Origin of the sequence: Pseudomonas sp. PvP027 (genome assembly GCF_017833005.1) — a bacterium.
In the GTDB taxonomy this organism is placed as follows: domain Bacteria; phylum Pseudomonadota; class Gammaproteobacteria; order Pseudomonadales; family Pseudomonadaceae; genus Aquipseudomonas; species Aquipseudomonas congelans.
Genome location: NZ_JAFIBK010000001.1, coordinates 3,498,295 through 3,524,170, shown reverse-complemented (window position 1 = coordinate 3,524,170; position 25,876 = coordinate 3,498,295). Strand labels below are relative to the sequence as shown.

The 25,876-nt window shown below is 58.6% G+C and carries 19 protein-coding genes; 18 read left to right on the top strand and 1 reads right to left on the bottom strand.

The genetic code is table 11. The features are described 5' to 3' along the window. Positions 1-21 precede the first annotated feature (21 nt). A complete protein-coding gene (locus tag JOE33_RS14985; protein WP_187625552.1) occupies positions 22-2,193 on the bottom strand; it encodes a M48 family metallopeptidase in 2,172 nt (723 codons plus the stop codon). 697 nt (positions 2,194-2,890) lie between these two features. Here JOE33_RS14985 and JOE33_RS14980 point away from each other — a divergent pair. From JOE33_RS14980 to JOE33_RS14895, 18 genes are all read left to right on the top strand, one after another. Beyond that, positions 2,891-3,640, top strand: coding sequence for a hypothetical protein (locus tag JOE33_RS14980; RefSeq protein ID WP_002551426.1), 750 nt, complete (start codon positions 2,891-2,893; stop codon positions 3,638-3,640). Positions 3,641-3,709: 69 nt separating this feature from the next. After that, on the top strand, positions 3,710-4,243 hold the full coding sequence (gene tssB / locus JOE33_RS14975) for a type VI secretion system contractile sheath small subunit (protein ID WP_003318241.1): 534 nt from the start codon (positions 3,710-3,712) through the stop codon (positions 4,241-4,243). A 14-nt stretch (positions 4,244-4,257) separates the two neighbouring features. Further along, positions 4,258-5,760: a type VI secretion system contractile sheath large subunit gene (tssC, locus tag JOE33_RS14970; protein WP_054993187.1), complete on the top strand. Its 1,503-nt coding sequence runs from the start codon at positions 4,258-4,260 to the stop codon at positions 5,758-5,760. 27 nt (positions 5,761-5,787) lie between these two features. Continuing rightward, complete coding sequence (gene tssE, locus JOE33_RS14965) at positions 5,788-6,270, top strand: type VI secretion system baseplate subunit TssE (RefSeq protein ID WP_003318239.1); 483 nt, start codon at positions 5,788-5,790, stop codon at positions 6,268-6,270. Beyond that, on the top strand, positions 6,270-8,102 hold the full coding sequence (gene tssF, locus JOE33_RS14960; RefSeq protein WP_054993188.1) for a type VI secretion system baseplate subunit TssF: 1,833 nt from the start codon (positions 6,270-6,272) through the stop codon (positions 8,100-8,102). Before tssE ends, tssF begins: the two co-directional genes overlap by 1 nt. After that, a complete protein-coding gene (gene tssG / locus JOE33_RS14955) occupies positions 8,066-9,136 on the top strand; it encodes a type VI secretion system baseplate subunit TssG (protein WP_054993189.1) in 1,071 nt (356 codons plus the stop codon). The genes tssF and tssG overlap by 37 nt, the downstream gene beginning before the upstream one ends. Continuing rightward, positions 9,133-11,736 (top strand): type VI secretion system ATPase TssH, encoded by a 2,604-nt coding sequence (gene tssH, locus JOE33_RS14950; RefSeq protein ID WP_187625553.1) that lies wholly within the window; start codon positions 9,133-9,135, stop codon positions 11,734-11,736. Before tssG ends, tssH begins: the two co-directional genes overlap by 4 nt. Before the next feature lie 25 nt (positions 11,737-11,761). After that, the gene (gene tssJ, locus JOE33_RS14945; RefSeq protein ID WP_004415260.1) at positions 11,762-12,517 is read left to right on the top strand and encodes a type VI secretion system lipoprotein TssJ; all 756 of its coding nucleotides are present in this window, start codon (positions 11,762-11,764) and stop codon (positions 12,515-12,517) included. Continuing rightward, positions 12,514-13,857 carry a type VI secretion system baseplate subunit TssK gene (gene tssK, locus JOE33_RS14940; RefSeq protein ID WP_003394238.1) on the top strand — a complete coding sequence of 448 codons (1,344 nt, stop codon included), beginning with the start codon at positions 12,514-12,516 and terminating at the stop codon, positions 13,855-13,857. Before tssJ ends, tssK begins: the two co-directional genes overlap by 4 nt. Then, positions 13,854-14,567, top strand: coding sequence for a type IVB secretion system protein IcmH/DotU (gene icmH, locus JOE33_RS14935; RefSeq protein WP_003318805.1), 714 nt, complete (start codon positions 13,854-13,856; stop codon positions 14,565-14,567). Before tssK ends, icmH begins: the two co-directional genes overlap by 4 nt. Before the next feature lie 30 nt (positions 14,568-14,597). Further along, complete coding sequence (locus JOE33_RS14930; RefSeq protein ID WP_187625554.1) at positions 14,598-18,524, top strand: type VI secretion protein IcmF/TssM N-terminal domain-containing protein; 3,927 nt, start codon at positions 14,598-14,600, stop codon at positions 18,522-18,524. Between the two features lie 31 nt (positions 18,525-18,555). After that, entirely contained in the window at positions 18,556-19,479 is a 924-nt protein-coding gene (gene tagF / locus JOE33_RS14925) for a type VI secretion system-associated protein TagF (protein WP_003318808.1), read from the top strand. Then, entirely contained in the window at positions 19,476-21,968 is a 2,493-nt protein-coding gene (tssM, locus tag JOE33_RS14920) for a type VI secretion system membrane subunit TssM (RefSeq protein WP_209924098.1), read from the top strand. Before tagF ends, tssM begins: the two co-directional genes overlap by 4 nt. A 155-nt stretch (positions 21,969-22,123) precedes the next feature. Further along, on the top strand, positions 22,124-22,642 hold the full coding sequence (locus JOE33_RS14915; protein WP_003318810.1) for a type VI secretion system tube protein Hcp: 519 nt from the start codon (positions 22,124-22,126) through the stop codon (positions 22,640-22,642). Positions 22,643-22,734: 92 nt separating this feature from the next. After that, the gene (gene tssA, locus JOE33_RS14910; protein WP_103712696.1) at positions 22,735-23,829 is read left to right on the top strand and encodes a type VI secretion system protein TssA; all 1,095 of its coding nucleotides are present in this window, start codon (positions 22,735-22,737) and stop codon (positions 23,827-23,829) included. 177 nt (positions 23,830-24,006) lie between these two features. Beyond that, positions 24,007-24,432 (top strand): DUF2628 domain-containing protein, encoded by a 426-nt coding sequence (locus JOE33_RS14905; RefSeq protein ID WP_187625556.1) that lies wholly within the window; start codon positions 24,007-24,009, stop codon positions 24,430-24,432. Positions 24,433-24,469: 37 nt separating this feature from the next. Continuing rightward, positions 24,470-24,781, top strand: a complete 312-nt coding sequence (locus JOE33_RS14900) for a hypothetical protein (protein WP_074595068.1) — start codon at positions 24,470-24,472, stop codon at positions 24,779-24,781. 373 nt (positions 24,782-25,154) lie between these two features. Beyond that, a complete protein-coding gene (locus JOE33_RS14895) occupies positions 25,155-25,874 on the top strand; it encodes a hypothetical protein (RefSeq protein ID WP_187625557.1) in 720 nt (239 codons plus the stop codon). Positions 25,875-25,876 lie beyond the last annotated feature (2 nt).

The following is a 25,876-nucleotide window of genomic DNA, read 5'->3' as shown; positions in this document are numbered from 1 at the left end:
GCGCCGCTCACAGCCAACCGCTTACCGCTTGCCCTGCTCGAAGCGCTGCTGCAGCAAGTTGCGCGCGGTACCCGCGTTGACGTAATCCGCGATCAACTGACCAAGCTCGTCTGGCTTGAGCTTTTTGCCGTCCCGGCAGAACCGGACCAGCGCCAGGAGTACCCGGCGTTTTTTCCTGAACACTTTTGCATTCGGCGCAGAGAACGAACGTGAGGCGCGCTCGGGCAAGGGCGCATCGTCTTGCAGATGCAAGGTCAGAAACGTCCCGTAGGCCACATTCAGCTCAAAATCAGCGATGTGCTGGATCGGGACGGGAGACTTCAGGTTTGCGAACACAAAATGATCAGGAGTGAGCACCAGAGCGGTCTTGTCAGCACGCAGACACATGCGCAGTGTAAAGGGCAGCAGCATCAGCATGAACGCCGTCAGGATGCCGCCCGCAATCAGCATATTGTTGCGCTTTTCGGTAAGCCCCTGAGGCAGTGACAGCGCTTCGGCTATCAGATAAATACCCAGCACCAGCAGAGGGGCGAGGACTATCGTTAGCAACAGCCCCCGCAGGCGAGCGCCCTCATGCAGAACGACATCACCGGTTACCGTGCGCGCGCGGGCACGTAGCTCGGTCACCACCTCAGCATCATTGGCCACATGATGCTTGATGAAATCCTCGGTAAGACGAGTGCGCAGTGCCTGGGGGTTGATGAAGTAATGGTCCATCGCGGCGCGGGCCTGGGCTGCCACGACAGGCCGGGTGCCGCTGCGGACCGCCTCGTCGGCAGAAACCTGCAGCGCGGCAATACGTTCGCCGTTTGAAGGGTGCGTATCCGAGGGATGCGGCAGCTGGACGGCCATTTCTTCGTCAGGCAGAGTGAATGTCTTGCTGGCCAGCTCGTGCAGCACGCTGTTCGGCAGATCCTTGGTGAACACCTCCCCGCGCCTTGGATTGGTGGCCCGGGTGATGTGAGTGTAGATTCGCTCCTGCAAAAGCGGATCAATGGCCGAGATACGCACCAGCGCCGAGGCAGCCGACGTGTTACCCGCCAGACGCGCCCCTGCGGCATCGGCAGCCAGCTCGCGCACGCGACTCCAGTGATTGACCGCGTGATCGAAGCTTTCCATGAAATACACACCCAGCATGAACGCCGGACGCAAAAGGGTGCGCTGCAGCCACCCGCTGACCATCATGTTTTCGGCGATGACACCAAGGCTGCGACCGATGCCATCGTAGATCGGCAGAAAGCGCAGGCTGTACTCGGTGTCCTCGCCGGCAAAATGCGAAAGCTCGTGACCGATGACCGCACTGGTTTCCGCGGCATCGATCAGCCCGAGGTACAGGATAGGCACGTGCAGAGTACGCCCCTGGAGCGCAGCGTCGGACGGCAGAAGGGAGACGTCGCTCGAGGTGACGTAAAAGCCGTCGGTCATGCCCAGCACGATGTGATCAGGGGACAGCGCGCCGAGCCGTTCGGCCAGGTCGCGAACATAGGCCCAGAGCACCGGGGCCTCTTCAGGCGTGACCTGTTGCCCCAGAATCTGCATCGGGGTGGGCTCGAACATATGCAACATGACGCCCAGCTGCTTGCCCATCCGCCAGATCGAATACAGGCATGCAGCCACCAGCATCAACACGACAATGATCAACTTGAGTTCGCCCGCGGACATGCGCCCCACATGCCACAGGCCCAGGGCTTCGAAACAGAGGATTGCAGACACCGCCGCCCCCATCGCGACGATGTGCCCCACCAGAACGAAGGGCAGAAGCCGGCTGACCTTGCTGAAGGTGTGCAGCAATCGCTCGCGGGATTGACGTGCGCGCACGCCGGCCCAGTTGAGCCCTGCCAGCCCGATGCCCCCGACCAGAGCAGCCAGCAGGCACAGCGCAATGACGGCGCGTGCCAGCCAAGTGGTGACATGACCCAGCACCACTACGAAGTCGAGGCCCTGTTCTGCCTCATCGAGACGGGACAGAGCCTCCTTGATGGTGATGTTTTCTCCGTCTATATCCATCGTTCGCGTAAGAGCGTCGGGCGACCGGGTGAGCTTTTCGAAATAGGGACGGGCATGCGCAAGGTCGGCCTGGATCTCGGTCAGGCGCTCAGTGTTCTCGACACTGCGCTGCAACTGCCAGACACCGACAAGGTTCAGGCCCAGAGGGAGCAGGATGAGTACAGCAATGAGCTTGTAGATTTTCATGAGGCACGGCTCATAGAGGTGCGCCGCCGGCTGTCCTTAGCGCGCACAAGGTCCGTCAGGAAAAACGCCTCTGGCGTCTGCGTACATGCGCCCTGCCGCTGCTCGAGTACAAGCGCGAGGGCGCTGGCGGCGTTATACCCTGATTTGCCGACTGATATAACAAGGCTGCCCGCCTGACCTGCGCCGACCCACCTGAATCCGTCCGCCTGAGTACTTGCAGTGCCATCATTCCCCATACAGAAAAAACCATTTATAAGGCGAGTCCGTACGTTTACCCTCTTCACAGCTTGGAAAATCTGCAAATAAGTTCACCTTTCTAAGCTTAATTTACCCCTATAATCGGATCCAAATACACCCCTAAAGCCCTTTGAAATCAATACTTACAGCTACATTAAGGGTGTAATCCAAAACACTGATGGCTCATAGTCATCATTGCTTACTGTAACGAAACCGAGAAAATATCTACCGTCCGTAGGAACTTTCCTACTAAAAATAGTGCCATAGACCACACTGCTGGCTAGACGACATCTATATGCCAGCACGAAATCCTCCCTCATTATTGTGGCGGTGTGTCTCTCAGTGACACCCATGGCAGGACCACTTCATGAGCAGGTGTGCAGTCGAGAAATTCGCAACTTTTCCCCGTCCCCGGTCTGATCCGGGAAACGGTCGTGAAGGGTTCAAGGACGATGTACCGATGACTCAGACGTTCGATATAGAAGCATTGATCAAGCTGCGCAAGCAGACGCGCGCTATCTCCGACGCGCTCAAGGTGCAGGCGTCCGACTATCTGTCGACCCTCGCGCTGCTGATACGCCCGCAGACATTCTTCGGTGAATACCTGCAGGGCGCGCAGCGCAGCAGCGGCCGCGAGACGCAGCACCATTTCAAGGAGCTCAAGGAGCTCTATGACCGCATTGCTTCGGCAGAGCCGTTCAAGCTGGTCAATGAACTGGAAGTGCCGCTGAACCTGATCAGCACCACACCCGAGCTGTTCCCGCTCGAATACGACATGGTGTTGTCACAAAGCGGGCAGACCATTCGCATCACCAGTCCGGTGCGTTGGGTGGTGGGCTTCAACTCGTTCGATCTGGCGCAGTTTCGCAAGGTCATCAAAGACCCGAATCGCAGCAGCGCCGAGCTGTATCGTTATGTAGTGCATTATCTGGTGCTGTTCTACTGCCTGAGCAAGTCGCCGGGCATGAGCCGCCTGTTCGAAGGGCTGCGCTTCCCGGTCAGTTTCGAGCGGTTGAAAGACTTTGGCGACCTGCCGTTCTGCGTGATCAGCTCGCCGGTACGCTCCGAGCTGCCGGATGAGTCGGTCATTCGCAACAGTACGCAGATCGCAGGCAATACCAGCTTCGAAGAATTGGTCGGACACGAAAACATTCTGGAAATGAACGATGAAATCCGTCAGCGTCTGCTGCTGACGATTGAAGGACTCTAATCGCGCCCGGCCTGCCGCAGGCCCGGTACGCAAACGACTTGCAGCGAGTTGCTCGCACAGGAGATGACGATGGCGAAGAAGGAAAGTACCCAGCACAAACTTGACCGCGTTCGCGCGCCTCGGGTCCATATCACTTACGACGTGGACATCGGCGATGCTCAGGAAAAGAAAGAGCTGCCATTCGTTGTAGGCGTTCTGGGCGATTTCTCCGGCAATCCGCTGGAGCCGCTGCCCAAGCTCAAGGATCGCAAGTTCATCTTCATCGACCGCGACAATTTCAACGGCGTCCTGAAAGGCATCAAGCCGCGCCTGGCGTATCGCGTCGACAACACCCTGGCAAAAGACGGTACCCAACTCGGTGTCGAGCTGAACTTCAATGCGCTGGAAGACTTCGAGCCGCAGAACGTCGTGCGTCAGGTCGAGCCGCTGCGCAAGCTGCTGGAAGTGCGCAACAAGCTGGCTGACCTGCGTAACAAGATGGGTGGCAACGACAAGCTTGAAGAACTGCTGATGGATGTGTTGCAGAACACTGAAAAGCTGAAAACCCTGGGCAAGGAATTCGGCCGTGAAGCCGCCGTTCCCGCTACCGACAGCAAAGAGTAAGGAGGAGCCTGACGATGACCGATAAGCAACCCGTGACTCAGCAGGACAGCACCCTGGTTGAAGTGGAAAACTTCGCCCCGCAATCCTCCCTGCTCGACAGCATCATTTCCGAAAGCCGCGTTGCGCGCTCCGAAACCGAGCGCACCCGTACCCGCGATCTGATCGGCGAACTGGTGGCTCAGGTACTTGAAGGCGAAATGACGCCGAGCAAGGACCTGATTGCCGTGCTCGACGCGCGCATCGCCGAGATCGATTCGATGCTCTCCGAGCAAATGAATGAAATCATGCACGCCCGTGAATTCCAGCAACTGGAAGCGTCCTGGCGCGGCCTGAAATATCAGGTTGACCAGACCGAGACCAGCACCACGCTGAAGATTCACCTGCTCAACGCGTCGAAAAAAGACCTCGTGCGTGACCTCAAGGCGTCGTCCGAATTCGACCAGAGCGCACTGTTCAAGAAGATCTACGAAGAAGAGTACGGCACCTTCGGTGGCGCGCCGTTCGGCATGTTGCTGGGTGACTACGAGTTCAACCGCAGCCCGGAAGACATGTACCTGCTGGAAGAGATCTCCCACGTGGCAGCCGCTGCCCACGCGCCGTTCATCTCGGCAGCCTCGGCCGAGTTGTTCGGCTGGGACTCGTTCACCGACATGGCCGGCCCTCGCGATCTGGCGAAGATCTTCGACACAGTCGAATACGCCAAGTGGAAGTCGTTCCGCGCCTCTGAAGACTCCCGCTATGTCGGCCTGACCCTGCCGCACGTGCTGGGTCGCCTGCCGTACGGCCCGGATACCACGCCCGTCGAAGAATTCAACTTCGTCGAAAGCGTCGATGGCCGCGACCACAACAAATACCTGTGGATGAACGCTGCCTACGCGCTGGGCACTCGCGTGACCGATGCGTTCTCCCGCTACGGCTGGTGCGTGGCGATCCGTGGTGTGGAAGGCGGTGGTCTGGTCGAAGGCCTGCCAACCCACACCTTCAAGACCGATGACGGTGAAATCGCGCTCAAATGCCCGACTGAAATCGCCATCACCGACCGTCGCGAAAAAGAGCTCTCGGACCTCGGCTTCATTCCTCTGGTGCACTGCAAAGGCACTGACTACGCCGCGTTCTTCGGCACCCAGTCGACCCAGAAGCAGAAGCAGTACAACACCGACATTGCCAACGCCAACGCACGCCTGTCGGCGCAGCTGCAATACATCTTCGCGACCTCGCGTATCGCTCACTACATGAAAGCGATCATGCGCGACAAAATCGGCAGTTTTGCATCGCGCAAGGATGTCGAGCTGTTCCTCAACAAGTGGCTGTCCAGCTACGTGTTGCTGGATGACACCGCCAGCCAGGAAGCCAAGGCCAAGTTCCCGCTGCGCGAAGCGCGTGCCGAAGTGTTTGAAGTCCCTGGCAAGCCTGGCGTCTACAAGGCCGTGACTTACCTGCGTCCGCATTACCAACTGGATGAACTGACGGCATCGCTGCGTCTGGTCGCCGAATTGCCGCAATCGACACGCGGCTAACGTCAATCACTTAGCCAGGGAGGCAACATGAGTAGTCAACACAAGCTGTTGCCTTCATTGCTGGATCGATTGCTCGACGATCGTCCACATCAGTCCGTGGAATCGTCATCGCAGCGGTTGAGCTCGCTGGCCGATTACAAGGCCAGCATCGTTCGTGACCTGGAGATTCTGGTGAACACTCGCCAGTCTCTGGTCGCTGGCGAGCTGGAAGGTTTCGCCAATCTGAGCGGCACCATCCTCGACTACGGTATGCCCGACTTCACCAGTAGAAGCGTGCTCGACCCACAGGATCGTCTTTTGATCCAGCGCCAGCTGGAAAAGGCCATCTCGGTGGGCGACCGACGCTTTCGCAGCGTGAAAGTCCAGTTGCTTGCACAACAGACCGGCCAACGCATGCTGACTTTTCGTGTGGACGCAGTACTGCGTCTGCAGGACATTTCGCGTCAGGTTTCCTTTGACGCCGTGCTGCAGGTCAACACTCAGGAATACAAAGTGCAGAACCTCAACTGATGCTCGACGATCTGCTGCCCTATTACGAGAAGGAACTCTCGCACCTGCGCTTTCTGGGCCAGGAATTTGCCGCTCAATATCCGAAGATCGCTTCGCGACTGCTGATTGAGGGCGACAACTGCGAGGACCCGCATACCGAGCGCCTGATCGAGGCGTTCTCGTTCCTGTCGGCGCGCGTGCACAAGAAACTCGATGACGAGTTTCCGGAAATCGTCGAGTCGTTCCTCGAGGTGCTATACCCGCATTACCTGCGCCCTACCCCGTCGATGTCCATCGTCGAGTTCAACATGGGCAAGCAGGAAAAGGTCACCGAGTCCTATCGCGTGGCTCGACACACCGAGCTGCACGCCAATCCGGTGGATGGCATCGTATGCAAGTTCCGGACGTGCTACCCGGTCGAGTTATGGCCGATTGCCGTGCAGAGCGCGTCATTCATCGAAATGGAGCGTTCGGCGTTCAACGGCCACAGCGCAGACCTGATTGCGCGTCTGCGCATTGGTCTGACGGCCACCTCCGACGTGTTGTTCGGCAAGATGGAAATGGACAGCCTGCGCTTCTTCCTCGATGGCGAAAGCACGCTCATGCATCAGCTGTATGAGCTGCTGTTCAATAACCTGGCCAAGGCCACGCTGTCCTTCGAAGACGAAGGCCGCATTCGCGAAGTGGTGCTGCCAGCCGGTGCCTTGAAGTCTGTCGGTTACGGTCTGGATGAAGGGCTGGTGGATTACTCGGAGCGTTCGTTTCTGGGTTATCGGTTGCTGCACGAGTACTTCACCTTCCCGGACAAGTTCATGTTCTTCGACCTGTCGGGCTTTGCGCGCATTCTGGCGGGTAAAGAGATCGGCAAAGTGGAGATCAATTTCTACTTTTCCGACTACGACCTGACGGATCGTCTGGCACGCCTGACGCAGAACATCAGCCGCAACAATTTCAAGCTCAACTGCACGCCGATCATCAACCTGTTCCGCCAGCAGGCCGAGCCGATCAAGCTGACCCACGTCCAGCATGAATACGCTGTCACGCCGGATGTGCGCCTGCAAAGCTCCGCCGAAGTGGTCTCGATCGATCGCGTGCGCCGGGTGAAGAAGATCAATGGCAATGACCAGGTCGGCACCTGCCATCCGTTCTTCGAACCACGCGGCGATCAAGGCCCGGGGCAGAGTTTCTGGATCGCCCGGCGCCGGCCTACGCAGAGTCGGCAAAGCGATGGCTCGAACATGTTCATCCGGGTCGTGGATCGGGATCTGGAGCTGATCGATTCCAACAACGACACGCTAAGTATCCGTCTGACATGCAGCAATCGCGACCTGCCATTGATGCTGCCTTTCGGCGGCGAGCGCGGCGATTTCAATATTCCTTCGAATTCAGTGATCAAGGACATCCGCTGCCTGCGCAAGCCGACGGCGACGGTGCGTGTGCCGCTGGGCAACGGAGTGATCTGGCGGCTTATTTCGCACCTGTCACTCAACCACATGTCGCTGGTTTCCAAGGGACGCGAGGTGCTGCTGGAACTGCTGTCGCTATACAACTACCGCAACGTGTCGGCGATTCGCAAACAGATCAACGGGATCGTTTCGGTGAGCAGCGAGCCGGTCGTGGCGCGCATCGGCCATCCGCGCCCGAACTTCGTGCGCGGCGTCGGCATTACGCTGAAGTTCGATGAAAGCCAGTACACCGGCAGCGGCGTGTTCCTGTTCGGCATGGTGCTTGACCACTTCTTTGGTCAGTACTGCTCGATGAACAGCTTTACCCAATTAACCCTTCGCACCTTGCAGCGCGAAAAGAGAGTGGTCCAATGGCCCCCGCGAACAGGCGATCAACCCCTGGTCTGATCGACCAGGCAAGGGCTGAGCCGCACCGATTCGAATTTTTCCAGTTGGTGCGTTTGCTTCGCCTGCACTACAGCAGGAACGGGCGTATGGACCTGGAAACCAGGCCGCACGAAGACCCTCTGCGCTTTCGTTCGCAGCTGTCGCTGAACTTCCCGGCCAGTGAAGTCAGCGACCTGCAGTTCGAACGCGAAGGCAAGCTCTCGGCGGCAGGTTTGCCGCTGTCCGAAGTGCAGGTCACGTTCATGGGCCTGGTCGGTCCTTCGGGCGTGCTGCCGCGCCCGTACACCGAGCTGCTGATCGACCGGCATATCCAGTATCGAGACGACGCCGCACATGCGTTTCTGGATATCTTTTCGCATCGCATGACCACGCTGTTTTACGAGGCGTGGCAGAAGTACAAGTTTTACATCGAGTACGAGCGCAACGGCACCTCGAACTTCGACCGTTATTTGCTCAACCTGGTGGGGTTCGGTCCCGAAGGCCTGAAGCAGAAGTTCGACAAGGGCGAGTCTCCCCTGCGTCGCGAACTGTTCAGCTACTTCTCGGGCATGTTCGCCCAGAAGCCGCGCAACGCCCTGAACCTTGAGGTCATGCTGAGTTTTTACTTCTCGCTGCCGTTCAAGATCCAGCAGTTCGCCGGACGCTGGCTGAAGCTCGACAGCAGCCAGTGCACGCAGCTGGGCCGCAAGAATGCAGTGCTGGGGCAAAGCGCCGTGGCCGGCAATCGCGTCTGGGATTACCAGTCGTGTGTGCGTATCGAAATGGGGCCTCTGGATCTGGCCGACTACCAGCGTTTTCAGCCAGGCACAGTGGACTACCGCAAGCTGGTTGAACTGGTGCGTTTTTATGTGGGTGCCGAGCTGGACTTCCAGATTGCACCCAGGCTCAAGCGCGAAGCTGTACCCGTGGCCCGCCTGGGCCGCCAAGGCAATGTATCGCTGGGCTGGCTTGGCTGGCTCAAACGCCCCGGTGTCGACGTGGAGCCTTCCCGTTGCGCCGTTTTCCATATTCCTTTTGATGGGGTCTCCCTGTGAACCTGAAGTCCCTGTTCGCCAAGCTGAACGAAACGAGCCGCACTGCCACTGAAAGCGCTGCTGCGCTGTGCCTGTCGGAGAACCATTACGACGTTGAAGTCGAGCACTTGCTGCTGCAATTGCTCGATAACAACGACAACGATCTGCCGGTGATTCTGCGCCACTACGATGTGGTGCCTGATCGCCTGCAGGCACAGTTGGTCACCGCGCTGGGGACGTTCAAGAAAGGCAACACGCGGACGCCTGCGCTCTCGCCGCACATCACCCGCATGATCGAGCAGGCCTGGGTGCTGGCATCGATCGAGTTCGGTCAGTCTCAGATCCGTACCGGCCATCTTGTGCAGGCATTGCTGGATGACGATGCACTGCGTCGCGTGGTCATCGGCTCGGCGCCGGAGCTGGAGAAGATCAACGCTGACGACCTGCGCCTGAACATGAGCGCGCTGGTCGAGGGCAGCCCCGAGACCAGGCTGAGCAAGCCACTGGCCAACGCCGACGCCAGCACGGGCGCCACCACCAAAGGCAACGGCAAGACGCCAGCACTGGACCAGTACACCGTCAACCTGACCCAGAGCGCTCGCGATGGCCGGATCGACCCGGTGCTGGGACGCGAATTCGAAGTGCGGCAGATGGTCGACATCCTGACCCGCCGCCGCCAGAACAACCCGATCCTGACCGGTGAAGCCGGCGTCGGTAAAACAGCCGTGGTGGAAGGCCTGGCGCTGCGCATCGTGCAGGGCGACGTGCCGTCGGTGCTCAAGGGCGTCGCCATTCACACGCTGGATCTGGGCCTGTTGCAGGCCGGTGCCGGGGTCAAGGGCGAGTTCGAAAACCGTCTCAAGTCGGTCATCGAAGAAACCAAACGCAGCCTGCACCCGATCATTCTGTTTATCGATGAAGCCCACACGCTGATCGGTTCGGGCGGGCAAGCCGGGCAGAACGATGCTGCCAATCTGCTCAAGCCTGCCCTGGCGCGCGGCGAGCTGCGCACCATCGCCGCCACCACCTGGGCCGAGTACAAAAAGTATTTCGAGAAGGATGCCGCGCTGGCTCGACGCTTCCAGGTCGTGAAAGTCGAAGAGCCTGACGAAGACAAGGCCATCCACATGCTTCGCGGGTTGCTGGCGAAGATGCAGGAACACCACAAGGTCACTGTGATGGACGAAGCGCTGGTGCAGGCCGTGCGCCTGTCCAATCGTTACATCACTGGTCGCCAGCTGCCCGACAAGGCAGTCAGCGTGCTCGACACCGCTTGCGCACGCGTTGCTCTGGGCCAATCAGCACAGCCGGGAGCGCTGGAAGACTGCAAGCGTCACATCGACAACCTGAACGCAGAAATCACCGTACTGGAGCAGGAAACCGCCAAGGGCAGCGATCACGCACGCCGCCTGACAGCCCTGCATGAAGAGCTGAAAGCCGAACAGGAGACCCGCGAGTCGCTGGAACAGCAGTGGAAACGCGAGCTGGAGCTGGTCGAGAAGCTAGGAGCACTCAGCGTTCCGGAAAGCGGCGAGCCTGATGCCGGGCAGATTGCTGCGGTACGCGCAGAACTGGCCAGCGTGCAGGGCGAACAACCGCTGGTCCACGCACTGGTCGATGGCGGCACGATTGGCGAGGTGATTTCCGGCTGGACCGGCATTCCGCTGGGCAAGATGCTGCGCGACGAAATCGACACCGTGCAAAGCCTGCCCGCGCTGCTGGGCGAACGCGTGCTGGGTCAGGACCACGCACTCGAAGAGATCGGCAAGCGCATCAAGATTTCCCGTGCCCGCATGGAAGACCCGAACAAGCCGATCGGTGTGTTCCTGCTGTTGGGCCCGAGCGGTGTCGGTAAGACCGAAACGGCACTGGCCCTGGCTGACACGCTGTATGGCGGCGAACGTAACGTCATCACTATCAACATGTCCGAATATCAGGAAGCCCACACCGTCTCCAGCCTGAAAGGCTCACCGCCTGGTTACGTCGGTTATGGCGAAGGTGGCGTGCTCACCGAAGCCGTGCGCCGCAAGCCTTACAGCGTGGTGCTGCTCGACGAGGTGGAGAAAGCCCACCCGGATGTGCTCGAGCTGTTTTTCCAGGTCTTCGACAAAGGCGTGCTGGACGATGGCGAAGGTCGCGAGATCAACTTCCGCAATACCGTGATCATCCTCACGTCCAACACCGGCACTGATCGCATCATGCAGTGGTGCCTGAACACCGAGCAGAAGCCGACTCCCGACGACATCGTGGAAGGCCTGCGCGACGAGCTGAATCAGGTGTTCAAACCGGCCTTCCTGGGTCGCCTGACCATCGTGCCGTATTACCCGGTGCAGGACGCGATTCTGGAACGCATCGTCGGCCTGAAACTGGAGCGCATCCGCAAGCGTTTCGAGCGCAATCATCAGGCGGTGCTGCGTTACGACGAAGCGCTGATCAAGGCTATCGCGTCGCGCTGCACGGAAGTCGACAGCGGCGCACGCAATATCGACAACATCCTGTCCAAGACCCTCATGCCGGAGCTCGCTCAGCGGGTGCTGGAGCGGATGGCGCAGGACAAGCCGATTCAGAGCCTGGCCATCGACCTGGGCAGCGATGGCGACTTCGCTTACACCCTGAGCTGATCGATCACCCCATAGGTAAGACGTGATGAATAAAAGACTTCAAGGCAATTGTTCCTCGAAGCCAGCCTTGGCAAGGTGCCTGGCTGTTCTGGCAATGATGATGGCTCTGTCCGCCTGCGGCGTGACAGACCGTGTCGCCAAGCGCATGGATGACACCTGGGCTGGCGACATGATGTTCGGTGACAACGAAAAGGTCATCCTGACCACTGACGGCGGTAACCAGCTCAACCCCGACGAGTACGGTAAACCGCTCTCGGTGGTGGTGCGCGTTTATCAGCTGTCCTCTCTGGAGCGCTTCGAGTCGATCAACGCCGACACCCTCTGGGATGATCCGCAAAAGGCTCTGGGCAACACACTGGTCGAAAGCCGGGAGCTGATTCTGTTGCCTGGCATGGGCCAGACCGATCAATGGCCGCTGAACCCGAATGCCTCGTACGTGGGCATCGCGGCGTTCTTCCGCACCGACGTCGACAGCCGCTGGAAGGTCGCGTTCGACGCCAACACGCTGCGCAAGGATGGCATCTGGTTCTCGTCCGACGGCGTGCGTGTGCTGGTGGATAACAACTACATCCTCGCGGTGCGTGGTGTGGACGTGCTGAACAAACTCAAGACTGAAGAGCAGTTCAACAAATCCAATTCGATTCCCGAACAACCCGCCAGTAAAAGTATGACCGAGCGCGCCCAGGACGCAGCTGTCCAGCAGGTTCAGGACTCGGCCGGCAGTGCTGCCAAAAAGGCAGCCGACTCACAATTCAATTCTCTGTTGGAAGGCGCCAAATGAGTAAACAAAGCCGCGTGATGTGGTCGGAAGGCATGTTCCTTTTGCCGCAACATTTCCAATATCAGGATGAGTTTCATCAACATCAGCTTGCTGAGTCGACGCTGCGCTCCACGCCCTTTCACTGGGGTGTGCAAACGCTGGAAGTCGACGTCGAGGCGCTGGCGACAGGCTCCCTGCAACTGAAGCGTCTGAAGCTGGTGTTCCCGGACGGCAGCCTTTACGACGCGCCGCAGCACGACCCGCTGCCCGCCGCCCGTGACCTGAAAAACCTGACCAAAGGCGGAGAAATCAAGGTCTACGCAGCGCTCAAATTGCCTGAGCCCTTTGGCCTGAACTACGTTGAGGACGGCCAGGAACAGAAGAGCGCGCGACGCTTTCGCAAACAGTTCGACACCCTGCCGGACCTCAACGAAGGCGATCTGGAAAACGAAATCACCAGCCTGCGTCTGAACGTGGTGATGCTGGTCGATGGCGACAGTCTGGATGGCTACAGCTACTGCCCGATTGCCCGACTGGCACGCAATAGCATCGGCGGCTTTAACCTGGATGCGCATTTTGTGCACCCGACGCTGCACGTGGGCACCCACGAGACGCTGGTCGGTCTCGGCAGACGTTTGATCAGCGTACTGCAAGCCAAGAGCAAGGCGCTTTCAGGCCGCCGCCGCGAGCGTGCTGACCAGATCGCCGAGTTCGGCTCCAGCGACGTCACCTTGTTCTGGCTGCTGAATACCGTCAACCGCGCCTACCCGCAACTGGCTCACCTGCTGGCGCATCCACGCCTGCACCCGGAGCGTCTGTATCTGTTTCTGGCGGAACTGGCGGGTGGTTTGCTGACCTTCTCGCTGGACACTCAGCTCACCGACATTCCCGACTACGATCATCAGGACCCGGCGGCCTCGCTGGTCAAGCTCGACGAACTGGTTCGTCTGCTGCTTGAAAACGTGATTCCGAACCAGTGCATCGTCATCAACCTGAGTCAGGTCCGGCCTTCGTACTGGCAGGGCCAGTTGCTGGACCCGCGCCTTACCGAAGCCGACTTTTACATCTCGGTGCATGCCGACATGCCCGGCTCCAGCCTGCTGGAACTGGTGCCGCGTGCGTTCAAGGTCGGTTCGCCGGAGGACATCGAAGTGGTCGTCAACAGCGCCATGCCGGGCGTCACGCTGAACCACTCGACGCGCCTGCCAAATGCCATTCCCGTGCGTCTGGACAACCATTACTTCTCCATCGAGCCGCATGGCCGGGTGTACGAACGCATGATGGAAGCCCAGGCCATTTCCTTCTACGCGCCCAGCGCGTTTACCAACCTCAAGCTCGAACTGTTGGCGGTGCTTAAATGACTGAAGCCGTGATGCAAGGTGCCGCTACGGCCGCAACCGAAAAACCTACGCTCAAAGACCTGGTACGTGACTTCATCACCATGGCGCTGATTGTCCGTCGCGGCCGCCAGGCGATCTCGGTCACCGCCTTCGAATCCAGCGTCGATACCTTTTTCGCCAACCTGGAGCGTCAGGCGCGCAGCGCCAACTACAGCGTCGAACAGGTCAAGGATGCGCAGTACGCACTGTGCGCATTTCTCGATGAGAGCGTGCTGCGCTCGGGCGACAACGACATGCGTCGCCACTTCGAAATGGAGCCCTTGCAGTTCCGTTATTTCGGGGTTCACCTGGCGGGCGAAGGCTTCTTCGAGAAAATCGAACTGCTGCGCGCCGACGTGAAAAAGAACCTGGATGTGCTTGAGGTGTATCACCTGTGCCTGGCACTGGGTTTCGAAGGCAAATTCGGACTGGGTCAGAAAGACCAGTTGCGCTACCTGGCCAACACGCTGGGCCAGGACATCGCACGCTATCGCAAGACGCCAAAGGCGCTGTCGCCTGACTGGGCATTGCCCGACCAGGTGTCGCAGATGCTTCGCCATGAAGTTCCGGTATGGCTTTATCTGGTGCTTATCGCCCTGGTATGCCTGGGTGTCTATCTGACCCTTGACTGGTTGCTGGGCAAAGACGTGGCCGCGTTGGCCGAACAAATCAGCCAACTGTTCAATGCTTGAGTCCCGATCAGGTAACCGAGTCAGGAAGACATGAAGACATTACTGCGCCTGTTAAAAAGTTTCTGGTTCCTGGTCCCGATACTGTGGCTGATCAGCCTGGCTGTCTGCTGGTTTTTCGCCCCGAGGATCAGCTGGCTGCAAGGCTACACGCTCGAAGCGATGGCAATCATCAGCGCCTTCTACCTGCTGCTGATCGTACTGCGCCAATACCGCCGGATTCGCACCGAACACAACCTCGAGAACCTGGTTCAGATCGAAGTTGACCGCTCGCTGAAATCCACCGGTGAGTTCCGTGATCAGCAAGTGCTGCGCGACCGCCTCAAGCACGCCATCGCCATGCTGCGCACCGATCGCTCGGCAGGCGGTGGCGGCTCCTCGGCGCTCTACGACCTGCCCTGGTATCTGGTCATTGGCATGTCCGCAGCGGGCAAGACCTCGTTGCTGACCCGCTCCGGCCTGTCCGCCAGCATTGCCAGCAGCGCCAATGACACGGAAAGCGGCACCCAGCACTGCGACTGGTACTTCAGCCCTGAAGCCGTGATGATCGACACCGCTGGCCGCTACCTTCGCGATGATCAGTCCGCCAGCGAATTTGCGGCGTTCCTGCGCATGCTCAAAAAGCAGCGCAGCAAGGCCGCCGTCAATGGTCTGGTGCTGGTGGTCAGCCTGCCGGAGCTGTTGGCCGCTTCTTCTGCCGAACGCAACGAAATGGGCGCACGCCTGGTCACGCGCATCGAGGAATACACCGATTGCCTGGACGCCAATCCACCGATCTACCTGATGCTGACCAAGACCGACCAACTGCCCGGCTTCAACCAGGCCTTCGACGGCATGGACCTGAACGAGCGCCAGCAGCCGCTGGGCATGACGTTCGGTCTGAACGAGATCAACACCGAAAGCCTGCGTACAGTGCTCGATCGCAAGCTGGCAAACCTGCAGGCGCACGTCAGTCGCCACGTCGATGCACAGATCATCGCGCTGGGTGCAGACGCCAACAGCGCTCTGCTGAACTTCCCCAACTACTTTGCCGAGCTGTCGGCGATACTCGAGCAGTTCCTGCAGCATTTCGCGCGCAGTAACGTCAACGGTACTCAGTTGCTGCTGCGCGGCCTGTACTTCACCAGTGCCCTGCAAACCGACAAGCAACTGACACCGGTGTATGAAGACGAGCTGTCAGAGTCGTTCGTCCTGCGGCCGGCGAAGCCATACGGTGCAGTGGAGGAAGAGGAAGAAGAACACCGGAAAATCAGTGATCGCAGTTACTTCATCACCGATACCTTCCGCCGCGTCATTTTCCCTGACCGTGACCTGACCCTGTACCAGTCACGGCATGGCCGCGACCGCTCGATTGGCCCGATTGTCATCGCTGCGGCGCTGTTCGCCGGGCTGGCCTTCATCGGCTGGCAGGCCCTGTCGTTCCAGAAAAACCGCGAGTGGCTGGCCAACATCAGCCAGCAGTTGCGCGAACTGGAGCAATCCCCGGACCGGGCACAACGCCTCGCCTCGGGCCAGGGCCTTGAGCTGCTGCGTAATCAGTTGGCAACCATCGAGAAATACCGCACCAAGGGCGTACCGCTGCAACTCAGTGGCGGCCTGTACCGTGGCGACGATATCTACTTCGCCACCCAGACCGCCTACTTGCAGCAGCTGCGTACCCAGGCGCTGGAGCCGATCACGCTGAAACTGCAATTGCAGATGCGTGAATTCAACGAGTTCGCCAAAACCATGGATCCGCAGTATGGCTTCGGGGCCGCCGCTGCCGGTTCGGACAGCAAAACCGGCAAGGCGCGCGCGCAAGGCCGGAAACTGCTGGATCGTGGCGCAAGCAACGTCGCTGCAGGCCGTCCGACCAGCCTGAGCAGCATTCCACGCAGCACCGGCGACGTTACCAATCGCCTGACCGGCGCCGCGAGAACCACGGCCAGTCAGACACGCAGCGAGGCCATCGCCGCACTGCGTAACCCGGCCACCGCAAACGACGCGGCCGAGTTGTCGGCCACCACGGGTGGCCTGTCGCTGTCTGAGGAAATGCTTGGACGACTCGATGAACGGCAAGTGGCATCCATCATCGAGTCATACAACGCTCTCAAGCTCTATCTGATTCTGACTCAGCCGACCACGCACCCGGAAACCGAGTTCGTCAACGCGGCGTTGCCGGTGGCCTGGGCGGATATTTCCAGCGAGACCAATCCGATCAGCGACGACGTTATCGAGGACAACTCGCCGGTCTACGTACAGTTGCTCAAGAACGGCGACGCGCCGGCCATGCCGCGCAATGAGCAGTTGATCGACGAGACCCGCAAGAGCCTGAAGTTTTTCATGATCTCCAGCTCGCTGGTGGACCGTGAATACCTGCGTCTGCAACTGGAGTCCAGCCGTCAGTTCCCGGCTATAGGCCTGAATGATCTGGTGCCGATGCCGGGTCGTCAGCTGCTGTACGGTTCGGAAGCCGTGCCTGCGATTTTCACCCGTCAGGGCTGGGAAGAGTTCGTGAAGCCCGAGCTGATCAAGCTGGTGTCCGGCAACCTGCGTAACGAATCGGACTGGGTGCTCGATGGTGAAGGCGGCGACAGCGTGGTGCAGAAAGCCAACTTCGTCCGTGAGTTCATGTCCCGTTACAAGCGTGACTACACGAAAGTCTGGTACACCATGATCGATAGCGTGGGCGTACGTCGCTTCAGCGACATGGCCAACGCCACGCAGCAGTTGTCATTGCTCAGTGACGTGCGCAATTCGCCGGTCAAGCTGCTGTTGGCCTCAGTCAACGACAACACGCAATGGGACGTCCCTGCAGTTCGCGAGGCGCAACAGACCGGGGTCAAGCGCGATGATGGCTTCTGGGGCAAGGTCACCGGCATCTTCGACAACAAGGAAGCGGCGGCCAGCGTACTGGTCTCGCCACTGCCTGCGGTGGATGACGGCAGTCTGGCCAAGCGTTTCGAGCCTGTATCGCGGGTTTTCGCCACACAGAACGCCGAAGGCGCCGACAGCACCATCATGGATCGCTACCTGGCAGCGCTGCGCAAGCTCAAAGTGCGGATGAACAACATCCAGCGCTCGCAGGATGTCGGCAAGAGCAGCAAGCAGTTGATCAGCGAAACTCTCGAAGGGCAGCCGAGCGAAGTCACCAACGTGCGTAACTACGTTGAAACCACGGTCGATACCAGCCAGGGCGGGCTTTCCACTTCGCTGCAAAGCCTGTTCAGCCTGCCGATTCAGTTCGCCTGGGAAACACTGCGTGATCCGGCTGGCGAACAGATCGCCAAAGCCTGGGCCAAACAGGTCGCCAAGCCCTGGGAGCAGGTCATGGCTCACCGGTACCCGATTGCTGCAGACAGCCGCAACGAGGCCTCGGTGAAAGACCTGCAGCGCTTCGTCGACCCGGAGTCGGGCCTGCTGCCCAACTTCAAACGCAATGAAATCGGCAATCTGTCCGATGGCGAAGGGCTCGGCATGGGCAGCGGGGCCAAGGCGGCACCGCTGGTCAACCCGAAAATGGTCAGCAACATCGACAAGGCCAGTTCGCTGGGCGAAGTCATCGCCAGCCTCTCGGACCGCGACAACGGCTTCGAGATCATGCTTGAGCCGTCGGCCTACTTCACCGATATCATCTTCACGCTGGATGGCCAGGAGCAGCACTACCGCAACGGCAAGACCAGCTGGAGCCGCTTCTCGTGGCCTGGCACTACCACAGCGCCAGGCGCACGCCTGGATGTGGTCACCCTGTCCGGCGAACGCATTACCGTGTTCGACTACACCGGCCGCTGGGGCCTGCTGCGCATGAACGACAGCGCACGCGTGGCTGACCTCGACGGCATCCAGCAGCGATTCAGCTGGAACACGGCCAAAGGGCCGGTCAGTCTGGTGGTACGCAACTATGGCGGCGTGAAGCTGACCGACCTGGCCAACGTCAAGGCGCTGAGCGCGCTTAACGCAACCGATGGGCGGAGCAAGTGAGGATGCACATGCTGGATCTGGAGGGCGGTCGATGATTGGCTGCTTCGGAAAAGTGCCCGCGAGCGCAGATTTCGTCAGCCTGCATGGTGCCAGCGACGATGTCTGCGAGTTCGATGCATGGCTGCAGGGCGCACTCGCCGACATGCAGCACCGCGAAGACTGGCGCACGCTATTCGACCGATTGCCCGTGTGCTTTTTCAGCTACCGGGCACGCAGCGGCAACTGGCTGGTGGGCGGTTTGATCAGCTCCCGGGACTCAAGCGCTCGGCGTTATCCGTTCTTCATCTTTCAAACGGTGAAGTCCAGTGACGCCGGGCTGTTTGTGAACCCGTTCACCCTGAGCGAACTGTTCGCCGGGCAGATCAAACCGCTGCTGCACATGGCCGCGCAAGGCGAAAGTACGGCGGTGCTGTTCGAACGCATCAGGGCCTTGCGACCGCTGCAAGGGCAGGACTTCGAGCTGTTCAGGCGTGTGCATGAGAAGTTTCTGGTGAACTTCACCCTGCGTGACATCGCGACCTCGCTGGAAAGCTCCTACCCGGAGTTCATCAGCAACGCCGTGCTCACCAGGCTGCAGGCGCTGAGCCGCCCGTCGTCCAAGGCACCCGTTGGTATTTCGCTGCCACTGCCGGCAGAACGAGGCTTGAAGAACCCGACAGCCGATCTGTGGGTCAACTGGCTGACACGCATCGAGCCTAACCGGGCGGTGCCGCAGATCAGCATTCTGGCGGATGATTTCATGCGCCCCCGGCTGTTCTGCTTCGCATCCCGCAACACCTCCGGCGTATATCGGGTGGTGACGGGCGTGAGTGAGCATTCGGAGAGTTATGACGTACTGGCACCCTTCGACGCGTTCGACGAACACCACCGAGGCCATGTGTTTCCAGACATTGACCGCCCTCTTTATGACGTTATCGACCGCTTTGTCGATGTGCTGGATTTGAAGCCCGTATGAACAAGATCAAATACTACTTTTTGCGCTACCAGCCCTACGTTTTAGGGGTCTGCTTTTTCCTGGCGATCTTTATCGTCTGGAGCATCGGCCGTGCCCTGGGCTTCAGCTCGATGAACAGCCTGCTGACGGGGATCGGCCTGTTTCTGCTGTTGTCGGCAGCCTATGTGCTGTTGCTGTACCGAGGCGTATCACAGCACCAGAACCTGGAAGGCCTGCTGCGTGACGACGCCGATCAGGCGGTGCTCAACGCCAGCCCGGCAGACCGTGAAGAAGTCAGCCTGCTGCGCGAGCGCCTGCTGCAAAGCCTTGAGCGCCTGCAGAGCAACAAGCCGAACGGCAGCAACTCCAAGGACGCGCTCTATGCCCTGCCCTGGTACCTGGTGGTCGGTCAGCCCGCAGCGGGCAAAAGCACCATGCTCTATCAGTCGGGCCTCAACTTCCCCTACGCAGAGCGCGAAGGCGCACGCGTGGCCGGGTTGGGTGGCACGCGCAATTGTGACTGGTTCTTCAGTTCGGAAGCCGTGCTGCTGGACACGGCCGGTCGCTACATGAACGATCAGGAAGAAGCCGGCAAATGGCGCGCCTTTCTGCAATTGCTGCGTCAGCATCGCCAGCGCAGACCGCTCAACGGCCTGATTGTCACCGTCAGCATTCATGACATCCTGCAATCCTCGGTGGAGGATCAGGAGCGCATCGCCAAGCGCCTGCGCGAACGCATCCAGGAAACCCACGCGCTGCTGGAAGTGCGTCTGCCGGTGTATCTGGTGTTCACCAAGTGCGACCTGGTCCCGGGCTTCGTGCCGTTCTATCGCCAGCTCGACGATGTGGCGCGTGGCGAAGTGATGGGCAAGACCTTCCCGCACAAGGGCTTCGAGCAAGCCGACTGGGGCCAGCGCTTCGGTGTGGCGATGGAAGAACTGATCAATTACTGGAAACAGATCGCCAACCAGCAACTGGTGCTTCAGGACATCCAGGTCACTCGTCAGGACACTGCGGTGTATCGCTTCCCGCTGGAGCTGGAAGCCCTGAAACCGCGCCTGCTCCTGTTTGTCGATGCTCTGCTGCGCGCCAACCCGTATCAAAGCGCCGAGATGCTGCGCGGTTTCTACTTCACCAGCGCACTGGACGCCGATCAGCCCGAGATGGGCGGACACACCCGCCAGGTCACTGAGCGATTCCAGCTGGAAAGCGAGCAGGAGGCTGTCGATGGCAATGTCCAGCCGCACCCGCTGTTCATCAACAGCCTGTTCCGCAAGGTGATCATCCCCGATCAGCATCTGGTGGCGCTGTACACCACCAACCACCGCGAACGTCGCCGCCAGGCCGCCTGGATCGGTGGCGCAAGCCTTGTGGCGTTGCTGCTGTGCAGTCTGTGGGGCTGGTCGTACTGGAACAACAAGGACAACATCCAGTCCATCTCCAGCGAACTCGCTCAGGCGGCAGCCGAGGACGGCAAGGCCACCGGGCAGTACACCGAATGGCAAACGCTGGATCGCATGCGCTTCTGGACTTCGCTTTACTACGACCGTCATCACGACGAAGGCGTACCACTGCGCTTGCGTCTGGGTCTCTACCGGGGCTATGACGTCGAGCCGTTGCTGCGCACGCGTTACTTCAACCGTCTGGAAACGGTGATGCTCAAACCGACCGCAGACAACCTGACGCGCTCGCTTTACCTGCTGACCACGATCAAGGTCTACCAGCGTAATGCCAAGGACCTGATGCCGGTCACCGGTGTGGACAGTGTCGAGCCCAAGGCGCTGCCGCCGGATAACCGCGCGCAATCCATCGCTGCCTTCGGCAAGGCCACGCTGGACACCTACGTAATGTTGTCGCGCGCCCAGCGTGAAAAGGCTGACCCGGCGTTCCTGAAAGCGAAGATGCCTGATTACTGGTATCCGGCCATTGCGCGTCAGACCGGCAAGACCATCACCGCGAATGCCGAGGCAGGCTCCAATCAGGATTACGAGTACGCCAGCCGACAGATCAACTTCTATAGCGATCAGATTCACGAGCTGGACGTGCCGCGTATTCTCGACAACGCATTTCTGACATCCAGTTCGCGTAATTACATCAACAGCCTGTTGACGCAGTCGTTGAAGGCTATCGAAACGATCACGCTGGAATCGGACACGCTGTTTGCCTTTGGTCGTGCCGATTTCCAGAGCCTTAAAACCGAAGGTCAAAATCAGTTGAGCGCGATCGCCGGCAAGCTGTTGAATACACCGAACATCGGCAAGATCGTGATTGCAGGTCACGCCGATCAGTTGGGCGACCCGCAAAGCAACATGCAGGTGTCCAAACAGCGTGCGCAGACCATCAAGACCTACCTGGTCGGCAAGGGCGTGCCCGCCGAGCTGGTGGACGCGGTCGGTGAAGGCAGCGAGAAGCCTCTGGTCAAATGCGACATGCAGCAACCCAGAGCGCAGTTGATTCAGTGCCTTGAGCCGAATCGACGCGTGGAGATCGAAGTACGCGCGCTCAATTGATCGCGCGTTGGCAAGCAAACCGAAGCCCGGGTTGTCCCTATGAAACCTTGGCCGTGGCAAGAGAACCTTTCTTGATCGTTTCAGGAAGGTTAATCAAAAGGGCCGTGTTCTGTCCGCAGACGCCACGGCTTTAAATGAAGAAGGAGAAGCAGAAAATGGCATTTGACGCATACATCCAAATCGATGGCATCCCAGGCGAAGTTCTGGACGACAAGCACAAGGACTGGATCGAAGTGTTGGGCTACGAGTTCGGCGCTACCCAGGCCACCTCGGCGACCGCAAGTTCTTCGGGCGGTGCTTCGTCCGAGCGCGTTGCACTGAGCGACTTCAGCATCCGCAAGTCTGTGGACAAGGCTTCCGCCAAGCTGTTCGAAGCGTGCTGCAAGGGCACTCACATCGCCAAGATCCAGCTGAACGTCAACCGTGCAGGCGGCGACAAGCTGACCTACCTGACCATCAACCTGGAAGAAGTGGTTGTGTCTTCCGTGAAGGCGGTTGCTGGCGGTAGCCAGAAAGGCGAAGACAACGCAGTCAGCGATCTGCCGATTGAAGAAATCAGCTTCAACTTCGCTCGCATCAAGACCACCTACACCCAGCAGAGCCGTTCCGATGGCCAGGGTGGCGGTAACGTCACTGGCGGCTGGGACCGCACTGCGAACAAAGTATTCGCATAAGTCCGTGACACATCGGGTCGCGCAAGCGGCCCGTCTTCAACACCGTGTCTGCCCGGGCACGGTGTTCTTTTATCCTCTGATCAGAGTTGACTATGTCTGAATTTCTCAACGACCTTTCGCTTGCCGATCTGACGGCACCCATCAACGGGGGAAGTGGCGAGGACCTGAGCTTTTCCACCCTGTTCGATCAGGTCAAGGAAGCTCGTCGAGCAGACCCCGACTACCTCACCCAAGGTGACTGGCAAACCGATCTCAAGTCCTCGGACTGGGAACAGACCATCACGTTGGCCGCACAGGGCCTTGCCGAACAAAGCAAGGACCTGATGCTCGTCGCCTGGCTCAGTGAAGCCCTGGCGCACAAATACCACTTCGTCGGCATCACCTTCGGCCTGACCGTGGCCGAGCGGATCCTGCAAAATTTCTGGGACGATCTGTACCCGTCTTTGGAAGATGGCGTAGAAGAACGTGCCGCCCGCTTGGCCTGGCTGAAAACCACACTGACCGAAGTCGTCGGCGGGCTGCCGATCACGCAGGGGCAGAACTTCGGCCTGTTGCGCTATGACGAGTCGCGCCACGTTGAAAACCTCGCGCTGCAAAACCCCAAGGCCATGCAGTCCGCTGTTGAAGAAGGCAAGATCAACGCCGAAATCTTCCAGCGCTCGGTGGTCCTGACCGACTCGGACCACTTGCGCCTCAAGGCCAGCGAAATCGCCGCCAGCCTGTACGCCTGTCAGCAGCTCCAGGCCACTGCCGACACCCTGTTCGGCCGCGACGCACCGAGCCTCGTCACCCTTAGCGACATCCTGCAACGCGCCGGGCAACTGACCGAAAAGCTGCTCAAGGACCGCGGCATCGAACTGAGCCCCGCCCCCGCCGCCGCTCAGGCCGCACCCGAAACCGTCGTCGACCAACCCGCAGGTGCCGTAATGACCCAGGCCAGCCAGGACAGCGCGTCCGCACCACTGCGCACCACCCCGGCCACACGCGACGAAGCCTTCACCATGCTCGCCGGCATCGCGCAGTTCTTCAAAAACACCGAACCGCAAAGCCCCGTCCCGTACCTCATCGAGCGCGCCATCAAGTGGGGCAACATGCCGCTGGAAGGCTGGCTGAACGACGTCATCAAGGACAGCAACGTCGTGGACAGCATTCGCGATGTGCTGGGTACGAAAGAGCCTAAGCAGTAAGCGTAATCCGTAGGATCGGTCTGTATGAACATCCGTACAGACCGTCGGGAAATGCACCACAGAACGAGTCTGTCTGTACGACTGACGTACCCTCGATTTATCCGTATTTTGCGTCGTATCCAGCGCAGCAACAGGGAACGACCATTCACGTGATTCACATACATCAGGGATTAGAGAATGAACACGTCAGACCCAGTAAACGCATCAGGCCACTACAGCGACAAATGGAAAGAACGCTTCGCCTTTTTTGAAGCGCATGGCGGCCCAAGCGCACCGGGGTTTAGACCTGCGCTCAAGCAACTGCCGTTTCTGAAAAAAGTGAAAATCAACTTCAACTTCTTCGCGTTCTTTTTTGGGCCGATTTATCTGTTCATTCTGGGGCTATGGAAGAAGAACCTGTGCATTATCGCGATCATGATAGTGGTTTCTGTCGCACTGAACATCGTGATGGACATGTTTGAGTTCCGCTACGCCAAGGAGGCGAGTTCTGCGCTGGGGTTTGCGTTTAATGCGCTGTATGGCCAGTTGACCAATTACGCGTATTACCTGAAGGAAGTGAGAGGCGAGCAGGGCTGGAATCCGTTTGGGGGGTTGCGTTGGTAACGCGAACACATTGGGATCTACTTTCAGGGAAGCATGAATGTTTGATTATGTAGTCAATGCGATATCGCTGCTGTGTTTTTCAACGCTGGCATTCTTTATTTTTTACGCGCCGCTTAGAACCGTAGTATCGTTGATTAGGCGTAAAAACCCTCTTGATCGAGTATCTCGACTTTCCTACGGGATATCCATGTGCCTGTCTTTTCCTGCTGCAGGCTTTGCTCTTATCGTCAATGTTGTCCCGAACTCCAGGTATACCGACTACACGAATCTATTCCTATCGATATCAGCCTATCTCATTGTTCAGGCAGTGACGATGGCGGTGCTGATGGGTAAGACCAGAGCCCATTGAAGGTCAATGAATAGACTGTAGCGGCTGGTATTTGCCAAAAGTTTTAACTTTACCGTTAGCAATATTTTCTCCCTGCCCCGTTAAGCAGGCAGGGAGTCATCACTTACAGGGAAGCCAGTATGCGACCAATCATCGTGATCAACGATCCCACCTCTCCGTTTACAGTCAGCCGACCAGCATTGCCTCAGCTGCGGCTGGCATGGCCGGAGGTGCTTTTGTTGGCGTTGTGTTCATCGCTGCTTCCCAGGGGGCAGCGCCGTTGACTTTAGTAATACTCGTTGAATGGAGGGCAGGTCTAGGCGTTCAGGCACTCATCGTTAATAAAGGATGGGAGAAAGATCTCGGGAACATGTTAAAACTATGAGAAGACATAATGATTAACTCAGATAGTCTTAGAAAAAGCAGCTGGCTAGCATTCTTCACGACTGGTTTTTTTACAGCCTTTGGCCCATCTAAATTAACGTGTTTTTGGTACGTATATTTTTTGGCCGTAACCTTGATGCTTGCCTGGACAATATACCTAGTCTACCTGTCCGAAAATTACACAACCTATATGACTTCGCTTATTAGCGCACTGATTGGTTCTTTTACACTACTCGCTTGTAGCGTAGCTTATGTCTCCACTTCTAATATTTTTGGAGAGAACAGTTTAAATGCTTTCATTACAAGTCTAGCCCCTGCCATCATTATATTGCTGGCTTATTATGTGATTGCTAGCAAAAAGCCTTCTTTTCAACCATTCGAATATGACGGACAGAAAATCCAGACGCGTTTTGCTAGCACTTCACAACCATCAACAAGTTATAAAACTGGCTTGATTGCGGGAGCAACCACGTTGGCGGCCGGTATTTTCCTGCAGGCGTTCGGCGTACTAACTGGCAGTGTAGTTGCGGCCCTTGTTCTTACTGGATGCTGTGTGACCATACTGTTCTACATGCGGCATGTCATCAGGGGGCTTCGCACACTCAGAGCCAAGGAGCGCAATATGCCTGCTGCCTACACGTTCATGCAAATCGATGAAATTCGCGAAGCCCGCAGTCGTTGGTGGCTGAGCAGGTTTTTCAAATGGTTCTCTTCTCGGCACAAATCGTAGGG